The organism is Bordetella sp. FB-8 (assembly GCF_000382185.1).
GTDB lineage: Bacteria > Pseudomonadota > Gammaproteobacteria > Burkholderiales > Burkholderiaceae_B > Bordetella.
On record NZ_KB907784.1, the window covers coordinates 2865566 to 2882737 of the forward strand.

16 protein-coding genes are annotated in these 17172 nt (G+C 66.3%); 14 read left to right on the plus strand and 2 right to left on the minus strand.

The window, feature by feature from the left end; all coding sequences use genetic code 11:
- The first annotated feature begins 13 nt into the window (after window positions 1-13).
- The 13 genes from H143_RS22975 (at window position 14) to trmD (ending at window position 13862) form a co-directional block, all read left to right on the plus strand.
- Complete coding sequence (locus tag H143_RS22975; protein WP_019938813.1) at window positions 14-931, plus strand: TcpQ domain-containing protein; 918 nt, start codon at window positions 14-16, stop codon at window positions 929-931.
- A 38-nt stretch (window positions 932-969) separates the two neighbouring features.
- Entirely contained in the window at window positions 970-2523 is a 1554-nt protein-coding gene (locus H143_RS0113675) for a hypothetical protein (protein WP_051094491.1), read from the plus strand.
- Window positions 2520-3803, plus strand: coding sequence for a type 4b pilus protein PilO2 (pilO2, locus tag H143_RS0113680; RefSeq protein ID WP_019938815.1), 1284 nt, complete (start codon window positions 2520-2522; stop codon window positions 3801-3803). The genes H143_RS0113675 and pilO2 overlap by 4 nt, the downstream gene beginning before the upstream one ends.
- Entirely contained in the window at window positions 3790-4359 is a 570-nt protein-coding gene (locus H143_RS21650) for a hypothetical protein (RefSeq protein ID WP_019938816.1), read from the plus strand. Before pilO2 ends, H143_RS21650 begins: the two co-directional genes overlap by 14 nt.
- Entirely contained in the window at window positions 4352-6106 is a 1755-nt protein-coding gene (locus H143_RS0113690) for a GspE/PulE family protein (RefSeq protein ID WP_019938817.1), read from the plus strand. The genes H143_RS21650 and H143_RS0113690 overlap by 8 nt, the downstream gene beginning before the upstream one ends.
- On the plus strand, window positions 6103-7254 hold the full coding sequence (locus H143_RS0113695; protein WP_369751150.1) for a hypothetical protein: 1152 nt from the start codon (window positions 6103-6105) through the stop codon (window positions 7252-7254). Before H143_RS0113690 ends, H143_RS0113695 begins: the two co-directional genes overlap by 4 nt.
- A 55-nt stretch (window positions 7255-7309) precedes the next feature.
- The gene (locus H143_RS0113700; RefSeq protein WP_026350052.1) at window positions 7310-7915 is read left to right on the plus strand and encodes a type 4 pilus major pilin; all 606 of its coding nucleotides are present in this window, start codon (window positions 7310-7312) and stop codon (window positions 7913-7915) included.
- Window positions 7916-7918: 3 nt separating this feature from the next.
- On the plus strand, window positions 7919-8965 hold the full coding sequence (pilV, locus tag H143_RS21655; protein WP_019938820.1) for a shufflon system plasmid conjugative transfer pilus tip adhesin PilV: 1047 nt from the start codon (window positions 7919-7921) through the stop codon (window positions 8963-8965).
- A gap of 58 nt (window positions 8966-9023) precedes the next feature.
- Window positions 9024-11642 (plus strand): alanine--tRNA ligase, encoded by a 2619-nt coding sequence (gene alaS, locus H143_RS0113710; RefSeq protein WP_019938821.1) that lies wholly within the window; start codon window positions 9024-9026, stop codon window positions 11640-11642.
- Window positions 11629-11898: a sulfurtransferase TusA family protein gene (locus tag H143_RS0113715; protein ID WP_019938822.1), complete on the plus strand. Its 270-nt coding sequence runs from the start codon at window positions 11629-11631 to the stop codon at window positions 11896-11898. The genes alaS and H143_RS0113715 overlap by 14 nt, the downstream gene beginning before the upstream one ends.
- Before the next feature lie 273 nt (window positions 11899-12171).
- Complete coding sequence (gene rpsP, locus H143_RS0113720) at window positions 12172-12426, plus strand: 30S ribosomal protein S16 (protein WP_019938823.1); 255 nt, start codon at window positions 12172-12174, stop codon at window positions 12424-12426.
- Between the two features lie 10 nt (window positions 12427-12436).
- Window positions 12437-13045, plus strand: coding sequence for a ribosome maturation factor RimM (gene rimM / locus H143_RS0113725; RefSeq protein ID WP_019938824.1), 609 nt, complete (start codon window positions 12437-12439; stop codon window positions 13043-13045).
- Window positions 13046-13091: 46 nt separating this feature from the next.
- Window positions 13092-13862 carry a tRNA (guanosine(37)-N1)-methyltransferase TrmD gene (gene trmD / locus H143_RS0113730; RefSeq protein ID WP_019938825.1) on the plus strand — a complete coding sequence of 257 codons (771 nt, stop codon included), beginning with the start codon at window positions 13092-13094 and terminating at the stop codon, window positions 13860-13862.
- Between the two features lie 25 nt (window positions 13863-13887).
- Here the strand turns inward: trmD and H143_RS20705 are convergent, their stop codons facing one another.
- Together H143_RS20705 and H143_RS0113740 are read right to left on the minus strand one after the other, a co-directional pair.
- Window positions 13888-14145, minus strand: a complete 258-nt coding sequence (locus H143_RS20705; RefSeq protein WP_033366625.1) for a hypothetical protein — start codon at window positions 14143-14145, stop codon at window positions 13888-13890.
- 219 nt (window positions 14146-14364) lie between these two features.
- Complete coding sequence (locus H143_RS0113740) at window positions 14365-15756, minus strand: CoA transferase (protein ID WP_019938827.1); 1392 nt, start codon at window positions 15754-15756, stop codon at window positions 14365-14367.
- Between the two features lie 122 nt (window positions 15757-15878).
- On the opposite strand from H143_RS0113740, the gene H143_RS0113745 reads away from it, so the two are divergent.
- On the plus strand, window positions 15879-17048 hold the full coding sequence (locus tag H143_RS0113745) for a citrate synthase (protein ID WP_019938828.1): 1170 nt from the start codon (window positions 15879-15881) through the stop codon (window positions 17046-17048).
- Window positions 17049-17172 lie beyond the last annotated feature (124 nt).

The window sequence follows — 17172 nt, forward strand, 5'->3', positions numbered from 1 at the left end:
ATCATGCGCCTCGATGTCATTTCCGATCGAGGTTTGCATGGTGCGCATCATCAGTCTGCTGTGCCTGGCCTTGCCCGCTGGCTGCGCTTTTCAGGGCGGCGCGGCGTTCGAGCCGAGCGCTGCCGGGCAATACGATTTCAATTGGCGCCTGTCGGGCGATCGGGCCGTCGCGCCGTTGCAGGTATTCGGGACCGGGCGGCAAATATGGCTGCAGTTCGCGGCCGGGCAGCAGGTGCCTGCGATATTCGCCAGTACCGCGCAAGGAGATGCCCCCGTCGCCTATCGGCGCCAGGATCCATACGTGGTCATCGACGGCGCATGGCAATCCCTGGTCTTGCGAGGCGGCCGCTATGCGGCGCGCGCCGTGCGCCAGGACGCCGCCACAAGCGCGGCGGCGCAGGCGCATCAAGTGGCGCCGAAGACCGAGCGCAATGTGCCGCAGGATCAGTCCGCCGCTGCGCTGGCCGGACAGCAAGGCGCGCTGCAATCCAGGCCGATCCTGGGCCAGCATGCGCCTTTGACCCAGATCGCCATGGCGCCGGCGGCATCCCCTTCCCAGGCATCGCCTGCCCCGGTTCGGCAAGCGTCGCCCGCGCAGGCCGAGCCCGTGAAAGCGCGTCTCGCTCCCGCGCAGCAGGCGCTGCGCGCCGGGCCGCCCGATGCAACGCTGCGCGGCGTTCTGGCGCGTTGGGCAGCCTCGTCCGGCTGGACTTTCGAACCCCAGCATTGGGCGGTCGATGTCGACATTCCGTTGGCGGGAGCAGCGCAGTTTTCAGGCGATTTCAAGCAGGCGGTGCGGGCGCTGTTGGCCGCCACTGAGTTGTCCGAACGGCCGGTGCAGCCCTGCTTCTACGCCAACCAGGTCTTGCGTGTCGTGGCCTATACCCAGGTATGCGACCGCTCCACTGTGCCCGCCGGAGCCGCATCGTGAACCGCCGTCCCGCATGCGCGGTGCTGGGCATCGCCTGCATGCTGAACGGCTGCGCGCTGCCGCAGAAAATCGCGGCTTTGCAGGGCAGGACCGGCGACGCTGGGCAGTTGATCGAGACGCAGCAGCGCCGCTTCAAGCAGAGGCTGGTCGACACCGAAGCGCGCAAGGCCGCACAGGAGGTGGCCAAGCCGTGGCTGGCCGGGCCGGCGCAGCCCCTGGCGCGGGAGGTGTTGCTGCCTCCCGCTTTGCGTGCCAACGTTGACATTACTCTGCTTTTTGCTGGACGCATGGATCTTCCCGGCATTGCCGAGCGCCTGTACCGTGCCACGGGCATCGCGGTGCGGGTCCATCCCGATGCCTTGCTGCCGCACGAGATGTTTCTTCCCAGATTGGCCGAGAAGACTGCGCTGGTGGTGTCCGGCGCCACGCGTATCGAGGTTCAGAGCGGCCCGCGTCCGTTGGCCGATACGCTCGATGCGCTGGCTGCACAACTCTATCTGCACTGGCGCTATCGCCAGGGTGCCATCGAGTTCTACCGGACACAGACTCGTGTTTTCGACGTGCGCGCCATGACGCTGTCCACCCGGGTCGATGCCCGCCTGGGACGTACGGCCAACCCGCAGAGCGGCGGGTTCGAGAGCAGTTCCAGCACGGCGCTCAGTTCGGGCGAGCACCAGGCATTGCAGGCCGTGCGCAACAGACTGGAACCTTTCCTGACGCGATCGGGCGTCATCGCCGAGCTCGACAAAGGGGGGACTTCTCTGGTGGTGACCGACATACCCGACGTGCTGGATCGCATCGCCAAATTCATCGAGCGCGAGAATCGTGTGCTGACGCGTCGGGTACGCCTGGTGTTCGAGGAAATCACCCTGGCCTCCAAGGACACGTCGCAAGCCGGTCTGGACTGGTCCGCCATCTACGCCAGCCTGCGCGGTATGGCCGAGGGTGGCATGGCGTCGGGCGCGGGGGCGATCGCGACGGCCGGGTCCGTGCAGGCCGGCGTTGCCGCGGGGCCGTTCCAGGGATCGCGCGCGATTGTGTCCGCGCTGAGCGAGCGCGGCGCCGTGCTGCGGCATGCCAGTATTCCGCTACTGACGCTGAACCGCCGCCCCGTCACGCATGCCGTCCGCTCGACCTTTACCTATATCGACCAGGTGCAGAGCGTAGCCTTGGCTTCGGCATCCAGCACAGTGACCGCAGCCTTGCCTTCGGTTTCGATTTCGCAGAAACAGGAGACGGTCGGCACCTTGTTGACGCTGGTGCCCGATGCCCAAGACGATGGCAGCATCCTGCTTTCGGTGTCTTACGACAATACCGTGGCGCAGCCGCTCAAGTCGGTTTCATTCGGCGAGAAGGGCAATCAGTTGCAGGTCCAACAGCTCAACGTGGACGGCAACGGCGTAGTGCAGCAGGTCGAGTTGCGGCCCGGTGTGCCGGTCATCCTCTCGGGTTTCGATCGCCGCGAGGATGAATTCGAGCGCCGCCGTCTGACGCCGGATGCGCCTTTGCTTGCGGGCGGCCTGGACAAAGGCGGCAGGCAGCGCCTGACCACGTTGGTGCTCATTACAGCTCAAGTCGAGGACGGCCTGTGAAGCGCATCATCAAACAAGTTTCCAGCCATACCTGCATTCTGCGGCACGAGGACTCGGAGCCGTCGCTGGTTTTCGGTCTGACCTGGTTCGCCCTGGTGGGCAGCCATGTTGGGGCCATGGCCCGCGCCCGCGCGCGACAGCTCAACGCCACCCATTACGTGGCCGGAGGCTTGCGCGCCGCGGCGGGAGGATGCGTGCGCCTGGCCCGCGGCATGCGGCGCGGGCAGTTGCACGCCGCGGCCCAGGCGTATGCTCAGTTGCATGCCGACGGACCGGTTTGCAGCGTGCTGGCCTTGCCGGACGGCCGGCACTGGCTGGTTGCCGCCCAGGATGGCGCGGTCATGTCGCGTGGCGACCACCTCTACGCCAGCCGCGAAGCGGCGCAGCAGGCAATGCACGCATTGCAGGCGCAGCGGCCGGCGCTGCGCCTGGTCGACGACGCCGCTCTGCTGGAACGCATGCTTCAGACGCTCGACGCCCAGTCGCGTCTGCTGCCTGTGGACACGCGCTGGGGCGGCCTGCCGTGGCCCGTGCGCGCCTGCATCCTGGGAGCCGCCTTGTCGCTGCTGGTGCCGCAGGCCTGGGAGCGCTGGCGCGCCTACCGTGCACCGATGTCGTCTGCTCCGGACCCGGCGGCCGCGCGGCAAGCAGCGCTCGATGCCTGGCGCGACAGCGTGCGCATCCATACGCCGGAGGACCTCAGGCGCCTTACCGAGTCGCTGCATCGTATTCCGCTGGCATTGCGTGGCTGGGCCTTGCAGCACATCGCCTGTGAACCGCGAAGCCAGGATTGGCAGTGCACGGCCCATTATGCGCGCACGCAATCTCAGGCGACTTTCGAGTCTTTCGCGGCCGCGGCGCCGCAAGGCTTGAAGGCCGAGTTCGATGCCTTGGACCGCAGCATCCTGCGCTGGCGGGTGCAGGGCGCAAGCACGACGCTGGCCAAGGTGGCCTTGCCCAGGCGCCCTCCGCAGGCATTCCTGGGCAATCTGCAACGCATCTATCCCGCTTTTTCAGAGGTCAGGCTGGGCCTGCCGGTGGAACCCGCCGTTGCTGCGGATCGGACGCGACCTGGCGCAATCAAGTCCGGCCTGCCTGGTCTGCGCACGCGCGCATTGTCAGTTTCGGGGCCCTTGCGCTCCTTTGGCGTGCTGGCCTTGCACAGCACGGTGGCTTCCTGGTCGTCCTTCACGCTACGTCTGGACGCGGGCCGACCCTCCGTGCTGGCGGGCAGCGTACTGCTTGCCCAACTTCAAGGGACTGTCTATGAGCTGCATTGAATATTTCCGGAACGCGCAGCGCAGCTGCGCAGTCGCGTTCTTTTTCGCAATTTGGCCGGGACTGGCGCATGCGCTTGAACAGGGGGCCGGGACGGCGGCGGAAAAGACAGGGGCGGCCGATGCCGCTCTGGCGCAGTCGCCTTGGCCGGAATCCGACACCGTGCTGGATCTGCTGCGGGCCGATGCACGGGCGGCGACGGTTGGCAAGCGCCTCGAGCGTGCCCAGGACTGGCTTGCCACGCCGCAGAGTTTCGTGCCGCCTCATGCATCGCTCCAGGCCGCGCCGGTCGTGCGCTCCGACCCTTCCGGCGACGCGGGCGATCGTCTGGATGTGTTGGCCATCTACGGCGTTGGGCGGTCACTCTACGCCGACATCGCGATCAACGGAGCGTTGTGGCGCTATCGCCAGGGCCGGCATTGGCCGCAAGGCGTCGACGATGCGACCGGCGAACCGCGCTACAGCCTGGTGCGCATCGAGCAGCCGTGCGTGCGTCTGAGTTGGCGGAAAACGCAGCGCACGGCATGTCTGCGCAGAGAGGGAGCAAGGAATGATTGAGCCGCGCATTGCCGAATCGGCCGATGGCCGGCTCTATGCGGTGTCGCAATCGGCGGCACCGGCCTGGCCTGTACTGGAGTCGCCAGACGACCTGGCGACCCTGGCGCCGCGCTTCGTGCGTTCCCTGGGCGCCGATTTCGACCTGGCCGCCCTGGCCGGCCGGGTCTGTCCGATTCTTCTGGAGGATGGCCGCACCGCCTTGTTCGCCCTGGCCGACTATGTCGACGGCGATCAGGCCGACGAACTTGCGCGCATGCTGCTGCGTCGGGGCTTGCATATGGCGCAGCCGCAGCGCTATGTCGTTGCGCCTTCGTTGTTGCTCATGGTGGCGCGCGGCCAGATTCTCGGGGCGAGGGCCGATCGCGCGGGCATGCCGGCTCCCGGGGCGAGGCGTTCGGCGCTGGCCTCGATGTTCTCGGAATTCGTGCGCTGGGGCGTGCGCGCGGGCGCGAGCGACCTGCACATCAATGTCGACGAGCGAGGAGGGCGCTCGCAGGTGCGCTACACCATCAATGGCGCCTATGTGGCGCCCGATTGCTTCGAAGGCATCGCGGCCTCGACCCTGCATGAAGTGCTGGCCGTTGCCTGGATGGACGTGCGCGGCGGCAACGGCGCCGTGTTCGACCCGCGCATCGAGCAGCAGGGGCGCATCGCCATGCAGGTGGACGGTGCGCCTTTCACGCTGCGCTGGGCCTCGCTGGCTGCCGATACGGGGCCGTCGGTTTGCCTGCGGCTGCTGCGGCTCGATACGCCGGAAGGCGGAGCCACGCTCTCGCAGCTGGGCTATCTGCCTTCGCAGGAAGGGGCGCTGCAAGCCGCGCGCGAGCGCGAAGGCGGGGCCATTGTCATCGCCGGCATCGTGGGTTCGGGCAAATCGACGACGCTGGCCACCCTGATGCGCGGCATCGATCCGTCGCGCAAGGTCATCACGCTGGAAGACCCGGTCGAATACCTGATAGGCAACGCGCTGCAGAATACGGTCGGCCGCTCGCTGGAGGCCGAGCCGCAGCATCCTTTCGACGCCAAGCTGCGTACCATCAAGCGTTCGGCCATGAACGATCTGCTGATCGGCGAAGTGCGCGACCATGAGACCGGCCGGGCGTTCATGGACCTGGCCGGCAGCGGCGCCAGCGTCTACACCACCACCCATACCGGGTCGGCGCTGATGATCCCGGAGCGTCTGGCATCGGACTTCATTGGCGTATCGCGGGATTTTCTGGCCACGCCTGGCGTGCTCAAGTTGCTGGTCTACCAGATGCTCCTGCCGCGCCTTTGTTCCGCTTGCGCCCTGCCTATCGATGCCTTGTGGCACGAAACCGGGCCGCGCGATGAACATACCAATCACGAACGTCCGGCCTGGCTTGCCTGGGCCGATGAGTTCGGCCGCATATTCGATGCCGACCCTGGCCGCCTGCGCGTGCGCAATCCGGCAGGCTGTCCGGCATGCGTTCGTCCGGGTCTGGAGCGAATGGCTTTGTCTGGCCGCGCCGGCCGCACGGTTGTGGCCGAGATGTTCGAGCCGGCGCATGACTCTGCCCTGCTCGACTGCATACGCCGCCGCGACAACCCAGCCTTGATGCGCCATCTTGCCGGCTTGCCGCGCGCACCCGCATGCGACGCCGACATGTCAGGCAAACCCGTCAGCCTGTGTGCCGTCTACAAGGCATTGCAGGGCGAGATCGATGCGCGGGTGCTGGCCCGTCAGTTCGGTTTGTGCGGCTGGGCACGCAGACGGGTGGCGCCATGAGAGTCCTGTCCGGTGCACGGCGGGGCGTATCGGCCACGGCCTGGTCGTACTGGATGCGGCAGAAACAGTTGCAGCTCGATGCCCTGAGGTTCAGGGCGGTGCGGGCGGATTACTACGCCTATCTGGCCGAAATGCTGCGGGCCATGCAGGGGCGCAAGACCTTGCTGGATCACTTCGAAGACGATGCCAGACGCTACGGACCGACATCGGTGCGCGGCCGTTTGTCCAGGCGCTGGGCGCGCCGCTATCAGGAGTCTGGCGGCGATCTGGCGGCTGCGTGGGCGGATGTGCTGCCGGCCGACGAATGCCTATTGATTGCCGCGGGCCAGCAGGCCGGAGGCGGCGCCTTGACCGAGGTGCTGCGGGATCTGGCCCACGTGGCCCGATTGATACACAGCCTACGCGCCGAATTGCTCGCTACCACGGCTGCGGGCCTGGCGGGTGCGTGCGTGGCCTGCGCGCTGCTTTGCGCTGTGCCGTATTTCACGGTGCCGCGGCTGCAACAGGTATTCCAGAGCCTGCCGCAAGACTATCTGGGGCCTGTGACTCGTGGCCTGTACTCCCTGGCCGACGGCGTGCGGCGCATGCTTGCCGCCTGGGCGTTCGGCTTGCCGGCCGGCATGGCGCTGATCTTCTGGAGCCTGCCCAATCTGACGGGGCGTCTGCGCGGACGGCTGGATCAGCTTCTGTTCTGGCGGATGTATCGCGATTTTCACGCCATTCGTTTCCTGGCCATGCTCGCAGTGCTGCTGCGTCGGCGCGGCAATATCGACACCCGGCTGCGCGAGGCCTTGTCCAGCCTTGCCTGGAACGCGCGTCCATGGCTGGCCGCGCACGTCGCGGCCATGCTGGCGCACATCGACACAGGCATTGTGGGGGTGGACAGCCTGAATACGGGACTGCTCGATCGTGAGCTTTGGTGGTTTCTTGCCGACATGAGTACCGCGCACGGCCTGGTCGAAGGCTTGCATCAGGCTCGGTTGCGCGCTGAATTCCATGCCGCTGCGCGCCTGCGCCGGCAGGCTCAGGCTCTGCGCTGGACGTGCTTGCTGGCCTCGGCCGGCGCGGTGATCGGGCTGACCCTCTGGCACTACGCGGCCATCGACGAACTCAGACGCGCCCTGATGCAGTTTCACGCTACCGGCTAGGGCCTGCGGGAAACCCTTTGCTTTTTATTGCAGTTGCCAGGAGTTCTTCATGCTCATCTCAATTTCCCGCCGTGCTTCACGCCAGCGCGGTTTTTCCCTGATCGAAGTATCCATCGTCGCGGCCATCATTTTGCTGGCCGCGATCATCGGCATCCCTTCCATAGGCAATTATGTGATCGAGAACAAGGTTCCCGAAGTCGGCAGGGAGTTGCAGCGGTTCGTGGCCCGCACCAAGACCAATGCGCAAGGAGCGGGGACTATGCCTTATGCCGAGGTCGATACTGGTACGCTGGCCAACGCCGTGCGCGATTCCAGCGTGTTGTCGGTCAGCGGATCGGGGGCCGCCGCGGTGGTGGCGCACGGCCTGGGCGGCGCGGGAACTTCCGGCAACGGCGTGGTTACCGTCGAGCCGGTGTCCTTCGCGTCGGGCGGCGCAGGTTCGGGGTTTGCCGTCACGCTCAACCGGGTCAGCCACGCCGCTTGTCCCAGCCTGGCATCGGTTATGCAGCGCTCTGCCGAGATCATTGCCGTGCAGGGGCAGGGCGGCTCCATCCTGGTCAAGGACAGCACGGCTACGCCGCCCCTGGTCTACGTGGCGGCGCGCGCGGAGGTGCAGTGCGCCCAGGGCGACAGCAACACCTTCGTTTTCACGGTGCGCTAAGGCATGAGCGCCTCGGTTTTGCATGGCCGTCGATGCGCGCCGTGGTCGTCGCGCCAGCATGGCTTCGCCTTGCTCGAGCTGTCCGTCGCCCTGCTCATCGCAACCTTGCTTCTGGTGTGGAGCACGGCCGCACTGATGCGCCAGGCCGATGACGCGGCGGCCCGCGCGGCGGGAACATGGATGCTGGAAATACGCAATGCGGCCTACCGCATGCTCGAGCGCCACTTCGACACCCTGTCCGAGGGCAGGCCGCCCGTCAGCCCGGCGGGCGTGCCTCTTTATGCCGACATGTACGCCCCGACATTGGCCGAATTCAAGACTCAGGGTTTGTTGCCGCAGGGTTTCGCGGAATCGGCGCCGACGGGCGGCACCGCCTGGATACGTCTGGCCGCGCCTGCCGCCTGCCCAGGGCAAGCATGCCGGGTCGACGCACTGGTCTATGCCTCGATGCCCTTGTCAGACAGTCAGGGCCGGCCCGACATGATGCGCATGGCCGTGTTGGTCGAGGCAGCCGCAGGCTACGGCGGCCAGGCCACCGCGGGGGCCCAGAGCAGGCTGCGCGGCAAGGCATTCGATTTTCCCAATCCCTATGCATCGGGGGCGCAGGCCCTGCCTGCCGGTACGCCGGTCCTGTGGGCCGGCATGGACATGGCCACGGCCGCCCAGTATGTGCGGCGCTTCGATGAGCGCGACCCACAGCTCAAGGCGGGGCTGACCGTAGCCGGGGCGGTCACGGGCAGGCGCCTGAAAGCCGACGAATACCTGCAGATAGCGGGCCAGGCCGTCCCGGGCGGCGCCTGCAGTCCCAACGGCCTGGTGGGGCGCACCCCCGAGGGGGCGCTGCTTTCCTGCCAGGCGGGGACGTGGGCCGGTTTCGCGGACTCGACGACGTTCTATATGGTCCAGACATTCGGCGGTGCATGTGTTTCCTCCAATGTGATCACAGGATCCTGTTCCTGTCCGCCAAGAACCCGTTATGTCAGCCTTTCCGGCCAGGCTTCGTCCAATGGCTATTCATTCGACCGCAGTATCTATGCGTGCATTCCTTGAAGGGGTGGCACACTGCTAAAATGAAAGATTCGCTTAAATTCTCTTTCCTTCGTCGACGATGAAAGTCTCCGAGATCCGCCAGAAATTCCTGCAATACTTCCAGTCCAAGGGCCACACCATTGTGCCGTCCTCGTCGCTGGTGCCGGGCAACGATCCCACCTTGCTCTTTACCAACTCGGGCATGGTGCAGTTCAAGGACGTCTTCACCGGCAAGGAATCGCGCGGCTATTCGCGCGCCACCACGGCCCAGCGCAGCGTGCGCGCCGGCGGCAAGCACAACGACCTGGAAAACGTCGGCTATACCGCGCGCCATCACACTTTCTTCGAGATGCTGGGCAACTTCAGCTTCGGCGACTACTTCAAGAAAGATGCCATCCATTACGCCTGGGAACTGTTGACCGAGGTCTACGGGCTGCCCAAGGACAAGCTGTGGGTCACCGTCTACCAGGAGGATGACGAGGCCTACGATATCTGGGCCAAGGAAATCGGCGTGCCGCCCGAGCGCATCATCCGCATCGGCGACAACAAGGGGGCGCGCTACGCATCCGACAATTTCTGGCAAATGGCCGACACCGGCCCCTGCGGACCTTGTTCGGAAATTTTTTACGACCACGGCCCGGAAATCTGGGGCGGCCCCCCGGGGTCTCCCGAGGAAGACGGCGACCGCTACATCGAGATCTGGAACCTGGTGTTCATGCAGTTCGAGCGCGACGCGGCCGGCAACATGCCGCGCCTGCCCAGGCCCTGCGTCGATACCGGCATGGGTCTGGAGCGCATCGCTGCCGTGCTGCAGCACGTGCATTCCAACTACGAGATCGATCTCTTCCAGAGTCTGATCCAGGCTGCGGCCCGTGAAACCCATACCAAGGATCTGAACGAAAATTCGCTCAAGGTCATCGCCGACCACATCCGAGCCTGCTCGTTCCTGGTCGTTGACGGGGTCATCCCCAGCAATGAGGGTCGTGGCTATGTGTTGCGCCGGATCGTGCGCCGCGCCCTGCGCCACGGCTACAAGCTGGGGCAGACCAAGCCTTTCTTCCACCGGCTAGTGGCCGATCTGGTCAGGGAAATGGGTCCGGCCTATCCCGAGCTGGCTCAGAATGCCGAACGCGTGGCCCAGGTGCTCAAGCAGGAAGAGGAGCGTTTCGGCGAAACGCTGGAAAACGGCATGAGGATTCTCGACGTGGCCCTGGCACACATTGCCAAGGGCAGCCAGCTCGACGGCAATACCCTGTTCACGCTTTATGACACCTACGGTTTCCCGGTCGACCTGACGGCCGATATCTGCCGAGAGCGCGAGGTTGAAGTGGACATGCCCGGTTTCGAGGCCGCCATGCAGAACCAGCGCAGGCAGGCCCGCGCAGCCGGCAAGTTCAAGATGGCCGAAGGCCTGTCCTATGAAGGCGCGCAGACGCGCTTTGATGGCTACGACCATCTGGAGCTTTCCGGCCTCAAGGTCACGGCGCTGTACGTGGACGGCACGCGGGTCGATACGGTTGCGGCCGGCCAGGGGGCGGTGGTGGTGCTCGATGCCACGCCGTTCTATGCCGAGTCCGGCGGCCAGGTGGGCGATACGGGCCTGCTGGAAAGCGGCAATGTGCGCTTTGCCGTTGCCGATACGCTGAAGATCCAGGCCGGCGTGTTCGGCCACCACGGCACGCTCGAATCGGGCGCCCTGAAAGTGGGCGATACCCTGCTGGCCAAGGTCGATGCCGTGCGCCGCGCGCGCACGGTGCGCAACCACTCGGCCACCCACCTCATGCACAAGGCGCTGCGCCAGGTGCTGGGCGGCCATGTGCAGCAGCGCGGCTCGCTGGTCGATCCCGACAAGACCCGTTTCGATTTTGCGCACGACGCGCCCATGACGGCCGAGCAGGTCGCCCGGGTCGAGGAAATCGTCAACGCCGAAGTCCTGGCCAACCAGGCCACCCAGGCCCGCGTCATGGCCTTCGACGACGCGGTGCAGGAAGGCGCCATGGCGCTGTTCGGCGAAAAGTACGGCGACACCGTGCGTGTGCTCGACATCGGCTTCTCGCGCGAACTGTGCGGCGGCACGCACGTCCAGCGTACCGGCGACATCGGCTTGTTCAAGATCCTGTCCGAATCGGGTGTCGCTGCCGGCGTGCGCCGCGTCGAGGCCATCACGGGCGACAATGCCTTGCACTGGGCCCAGGGGCAGAACGCGCTGCTGGCCAAGGTCGCAGGCCAGTTGCGCACTCCCGTCCATGAACTATCCGAGCGCGTCGCGCAGGTACAGGACCAGATCAAGACCCTGGAAAAAGACCTGGAACAGGCCCGCGCCAAGCTGGCTGCCAGCGCCGGCAGCGACCTGGCCGGCAATGCCGCAGACGTCAAGGGCGTCAAGCTCGTGGCCGCCAGTCTGGGCGAGGTTGACCCCAAGGCCCTGCGCGGCATGATCGACAGCCTCAAGGACAAGCTCAAGTCCGCCGTGGTGCTGCTTGCCGCGGGCGGCGAAGGCAAGATCAGTCTGGCCGCGGGCGTCACCAACGACCTGACGGGCAAGATCAAGGCCGGCGACCTGCTGGGTTTCGTGGCCAGCCAGGTGGGCGGCAAGGGCGGCGGCCGCCCCGACATGGCCATGGGCGGGGGCACCGACGCCAAGGCGCTGCCGGCCGCCATCGCCAGTGTGCACAAGTGGGTCGATGAGCGCCTCTGATCTTTCCGATACCCCCCAGGCCGGCTTGCCGGCCTGGCAGCACGAAGTGGACGCCACCGGGCTGAACTGTCCGTTGCCGATCCTGCGCGCCAAGAAAACCCTGGCCCAGATGGTCAGCGGCGAAGTGCTCTGTGTGATCACGACCGATCCCAGCGCAGTGCGGGATTTTCAAGCGTTTTGCCGGCAGACCGGAAACGAGCTCCTGGCCCAACAGCAGCAAGAGGGCAGCACCCGCCACGTCCTTAAGCGGCGGTAAAAGGGCGGCTGCGACCCAGGTCGGGGGATAAACCCCCCCGTAATAGGCCCGCTGCGGGCCGAGGGCCTCGGAGCAATCCGAAGTGCGGGGCGGCCAACCGCAGCCCGTCGTGCGCGGCGCAATTGCTTGGGACAGCCTCGGCGGCGAGAGAATCGAGGTTTTTCAGCGTCATTCCTTATGGGTTGTGTTGATTGTCTTCATATTGCCTTTTGATGGTTTTTTGCTATATAATCAAAGGCTTTTCCGAAACTAATTCATAGAGGATTACCAACCATGGTGGTCATTCGTCTGGCTCGCGGCGGCTCCAAGAAGCGCCCGTTCTACAATCTGGTTGCTGCCGACTCGCGCAATCGCCGCGATGGCCGTTTCATCGAACGCGTGGGCTTTTACAACCCTGTGGGCAATGAGGGCGCCGAGAACCTGCGCATCTCCCTGGACCGCGTGCAATACTGGACTGGCAACGGCGCCCAGCTGTCGCCCTCCGTGGAACGCCTGGTCAAGGAATACTCGGCCAAGGTCGCTGCCTGATCCAGGCACGATGACTTGCGCACCGGCCGACCTGGTCGAGTTGGGCCGCATCACTGCGGCCTATGGCATCAAGGGCTGGGTCAAGGTGCAGCCACACTCGGCGCAGGCCGAAGTGCTGCGTTCGACCAAGGAATGGTGGCTGGCGCGTCCTGCGCCGCCTCTGCAGAGCGGCAAGACTGCCGCCCCCGCGCCGATCGCCTACCCCGTCGTTCAAGCACGCGCCCAGGGCACCACCATCGTGGCGCAACTGCAGGGCGTAGACGACCGCGACCAGGCCGAGTCCATGCGCGGTTGCGTGGTCATGGCCGCGCGCAGCGCCTTTTCCGCCGCCGCCGAAGGCGAGTACTACTGGGTCGACCTGATAGGCTGCGACCTCTACACCACCGATCAAGACGCCGAGCCTGAACTATTGGGCCCGGTGGTCGAGGTATTGGACAACGGGGCGCATGCCATCCTGCGCGTGCAGCGCAAAGCGGCCGATGCCTCGGGCGCCCTGCAGCCCATGCTCGACGCCAAGGGGCGCTCACTGGAGCTGCTGGTGCCCTTCGTCCAGGCTCATATCCAGAATGTCGATCTGGCCGCGCGCCGTATCGACAGCGACTGGCCCGCAGATTACTGAGGCCGTGCCGGCCGCCGGTCGGCTTCCAGATCCGAGGTCCGCGATCATGCGCTTTGACGCCGTCACCCTGTTTCCCGAGATGTTCGGTCTGGTTCGCGACCAGGGGGTGACCGGCCGCGCGCACGCGCAAGGCATCTGGTCACTCAAGGCCTGGAATCCGCGCGATTTCACTTACGATGCGCACCGCACCGTGGACGACCGGCCTTATGGCGGCGGCCCCGGCATGGTGATGCTGGCCGCGCCGCTCGAAGCCGCGGTCGATGCCGCCCAGGCCGAACGCGCCGCGCAGGGGCTGGGTCAAGCGCCCGTCGTGCTGCTCGCGCCTACGGGCCGGCGCTACGGTCAGCGCGAAGCGCAGGAACTGGCTTCTGCCCGGCAGGGCGCCATTTTCATTTGCGGCCGCTATGAGGGCGTGGATCAGCGCTTCATCGACCGGCGTGTCACGCAGGAATGGTCGTTGGGCGATTTCGTGCTGTCCGGCGGCGAAATCGCGGCGCTGGCCATGATCGACGCCGCAGTGCGCCTTCTGCCCGGCGTGCTCAACGACGGCGATTCCGCCTTGCAGGACTCGTTCAATTCCGCCCTGGACGGCCTGCTCGACAGCCCGCACTACACGCGCCCCGAAGTCTACGAGGGGGCGTCCGTTCCCGAGCCGCTGCTCAGCGGCCACCATGCCCGCATTGCCCGCTGGCGGCGCGAGCAGTCCCTCTCGCTCACCGCCGAGCGCCGTCCCGATCTGATCGAACAGGCGCGTGCGACCGGGCGCCTTACGCGCGAAGACGAACGCTTTCTGGCCTCGTTGCCCAAGCGTTCCTGAATCTGCCCTCGTGGGGGCAGAGGCTTCAATGGCCGTTCGCGGCGTCGATGGCGTCGTTCAGAAACCAGGGCAGATTCAAGCGCTCGTCGGAATAACGGGTGCCGACGGCAATCCGCGGCCCCTGCGAGGCGGAGCTTTGAGATTTGACGCCGTCGACCAGATCCGGGCCGAAAGCATTGGCCGCCATGGTCTGGCTCGCCGGCATGCCGGCGTGAGGCGTCGACGTGGACGCGCAGCCGGCGAGAAGCACGGCGAAAAACGCGGCAAAACAGAGGGACTTCATGGCAGCAGGTTCCAGCAACATTATTTCGACATTCTAGGGAATCTCCCAGCTTGTTGCTGCGTCGCGCTCGAATCCGGGGATTGAAAATGCCATATTTATGAAATTTTCATTGTGCCGACGGCGAATCCCGCACCTGTACATGTCAAAAGCCTGGTAGATCTCTGGCAGGGAGAGCGGTTGCGCCATTTGCGCAAGCAGCATCGCCGAGCCGCGCAGCGCTCAACGCGCTTCCGATTCCCACCGCGCCGGGGCCGAACCAAGTGCGCTTGCCGGATGCGGCCAGCTCGCCGGGCAATCCGGGAGGGCAATGGGCCAGGCGATGCGCCGCGCCTCGCCCCATGCCGTGTGTTCAATCATTGCCGCCAGATCCTCGGCCGATTCGGAGGCGAGGGCGGGTTCCTGGACCTTGTCCGCGCCTTGATCGAGCAGGAGCTTGGCGGTGCGGGCCAATGAGGTGCGCGCCTGCAGCGCGCCCGCTCCGGTCAGGCGCATCGCAACCCCGCGCACCGCGGCGGCGGCCAGCAGATAGCCCGCGGCGTAATCCAGCGCCTGCACCGGCAGCGGAAAAGGCTTGTCGGTCTGCTGCCACAGCATGCCCGCGTGCGCGATGCCGCAGCTCATCTGCACCAGGCTGTCGAAGCCGCGGCGCGTGGCCCAGGGGCCGCTCCAGCCGTAGGCATCCAGGCTCACGTCGATGAGGCCGGGATTGCGGACGCGCCGCCATTCGGCGCCATATCCCAGGCGTTCGAGCGCATCCGAACGATAGCCGTGCAGCATGATGTCCGCGCCGGCCAGCAGTTGCTCGAACACGGTGCGATGCTGCGGCTTATGCAGGTCCAGACGCGCGCAGCGCTTGCCCAGCGTCATCTCGGGCACGACGCCGGGTTCGTCCCAGGTGGGCGGATCGACGCGCAGCACTTGTGCGCCGTAGGCGGCCAGAAAGCGGGTGGCCGTGGGGCCGGCCAGCACCCGCGTGAGATCGAGCACTTTCAATCCGCGCAGCGGCCTGGCCGGATCGAAGGCCGCCGCGTTTCGCGCGCGTTCGGGCGACGCGTGCGTTTGCATATGGATCAGCGGTTCGGCGGCCACGGCCAGGCCCTGCGGATGGCCGGCCCAGTCCTGGGCGCTGCGCATTTGCGCCGCGCAACCGCCGGCTTGGACGATGGCCGTCTCCAGCTCCAGCGCGTCCCACGCTGCAACCGATGCGGCCATGCCGGCGCGATCCTCGTGGCCGCCCAGCACCCGCTCGGCCGCGGCGCGATGATGCGGCGCGTTGGTGTGCAGGCGTATCCATCCGTCGCGCGTCGCATAGTTGCCGGCGACGGGGTCCCATAGCGGCGGCACCTGCCAGCCCAGGGGGCGCAGCGAACTCGAGAACCAGAACGAAGCCAGGCGCCGGTCCACCACGAAGCGGCAGGCGCCATGGCCTGCCGCCTGCCTGAGTTCGTCCAAGGCCAGGCCCGCAGCCGCCATGGACGAGGCCGCCAGGTCGGTGACCGGAAAGGCCGAGGGCAGGGCGCCTTGCGCGGTGAATTCGACCTGCCGCGCCTGGTCTGCCTTGCCGCCCAGCGAGGTCCATATCGTCTCGAGCAGTTTCGATGTGTCGTCCATGTGCTTCTCCTACATTGATGAATGGATGAGCCAGGCGCTACGATACTTCCGCTGAAATTGACGTCAATCTTGATGTCAATCATCAATGTTGATGCAAACTTTCAATGCATCAGGAGAACGCGATGTCATGGATCCCGGCCCGGGCGGCGCTCGCCTTGCTCGGCGTGCAACCCCAGACGCTGTACGCCAATGTCAGCCGCGGCCGCATACGCGCCAAGCCGGATCCGCGCGATCCGCGCCGCAGTCTCTATCATCGCGCCGATGTCGGGCGCATGGTCGGCCGCAGAACGGGGCGTCGGAGCGCGGCCGCGGTGGCCCAGCAGGCCATGGAGTGGGGCGATCCGGTGCTGGCCTCCGGCATTTCCACCGTGGAGCGCGGGCGCCTCTGGTATCGGGGGCGCGACGCGGTCGAACTTTCCGAGACGTGGACGCTGGAGCAGGTGGCCGGTCTGCTGTGGCATGCCGAAGGCATCGCTTTCGGGCCAGTCCGCAAGAAAGCGCAGGCACGCAATGCCTCGCTCTTGTCCAGGGCGCTGTCCGTATTGGCCGCGCGAGTCGACGTCGATCCCCCGTCGCGTGGCCGCGCGCGCCAGGTGTTGGTCCTGGAAGCGATGCGCCTGCTGGAAGACCTCATGGCCGCGATGCTGGGCCCCGCACCCGAGCCTGGCATCCCTGTGCATCGGCGCATGGCGCTATGCTGGCGTACGCCCAAGGCCCAGGATTTTCTGCGCCGCGCCTTGGTGCTTTTGGCCGATCACGAACTCAATGCTTCGACGTTCGCTACCCGTGTGGCGGTTTCCACAGGCACTTCGCTGTCGGCCGGCCTGATGGCGGGGCTTGCCACCTTGGCCGGCCCGCTGCATGGCGGCTCCACCTTGAGCATCCGGGAAATGTGCGCAGCTGCGCGGCGCGATGGAGCTGCCGCCAGCCTGCGCGAACACTTGGCGCGAGGCTATTCGCTGCCCGCGTTCGGGCATCCCCTGTATCCCGACGGGGACCCCAGGGCCGCGGCGCTGCTGGCGCGCTTCAAAGTCGGCAAGATCTACGCGGCGCTACGCGACGAAGGCATTGCGCTCACGGGCGAGCAGCCCAACATCGATTTTGCGTTGGCGTCGCTTTCCGATGCTTTCGGGCTGCCGCCCGAAGCGCCATTCGTCGTTTTTGCCTTGGCGCGCTCTGTCGGCTGGATAGCCCACGCGCTGGAACAGATCGAGACCGGGCATCTGATCCGCCCCAGGGCTCGGTATACGGGTGTTCCGGTGCCGGCGATCGGCATTTCGCAGCATCCCTGATCGGGCATTCGCGCATCACCCCCGGGCTTTTTTGCCTGGCCAGCAACTGTCGCAGTACGGCGCCGCGCTTTTCGCGCGGGTGCCGGTGCAGCGTCGTCGCGTGACTCCAGCGCCCTGATCATTT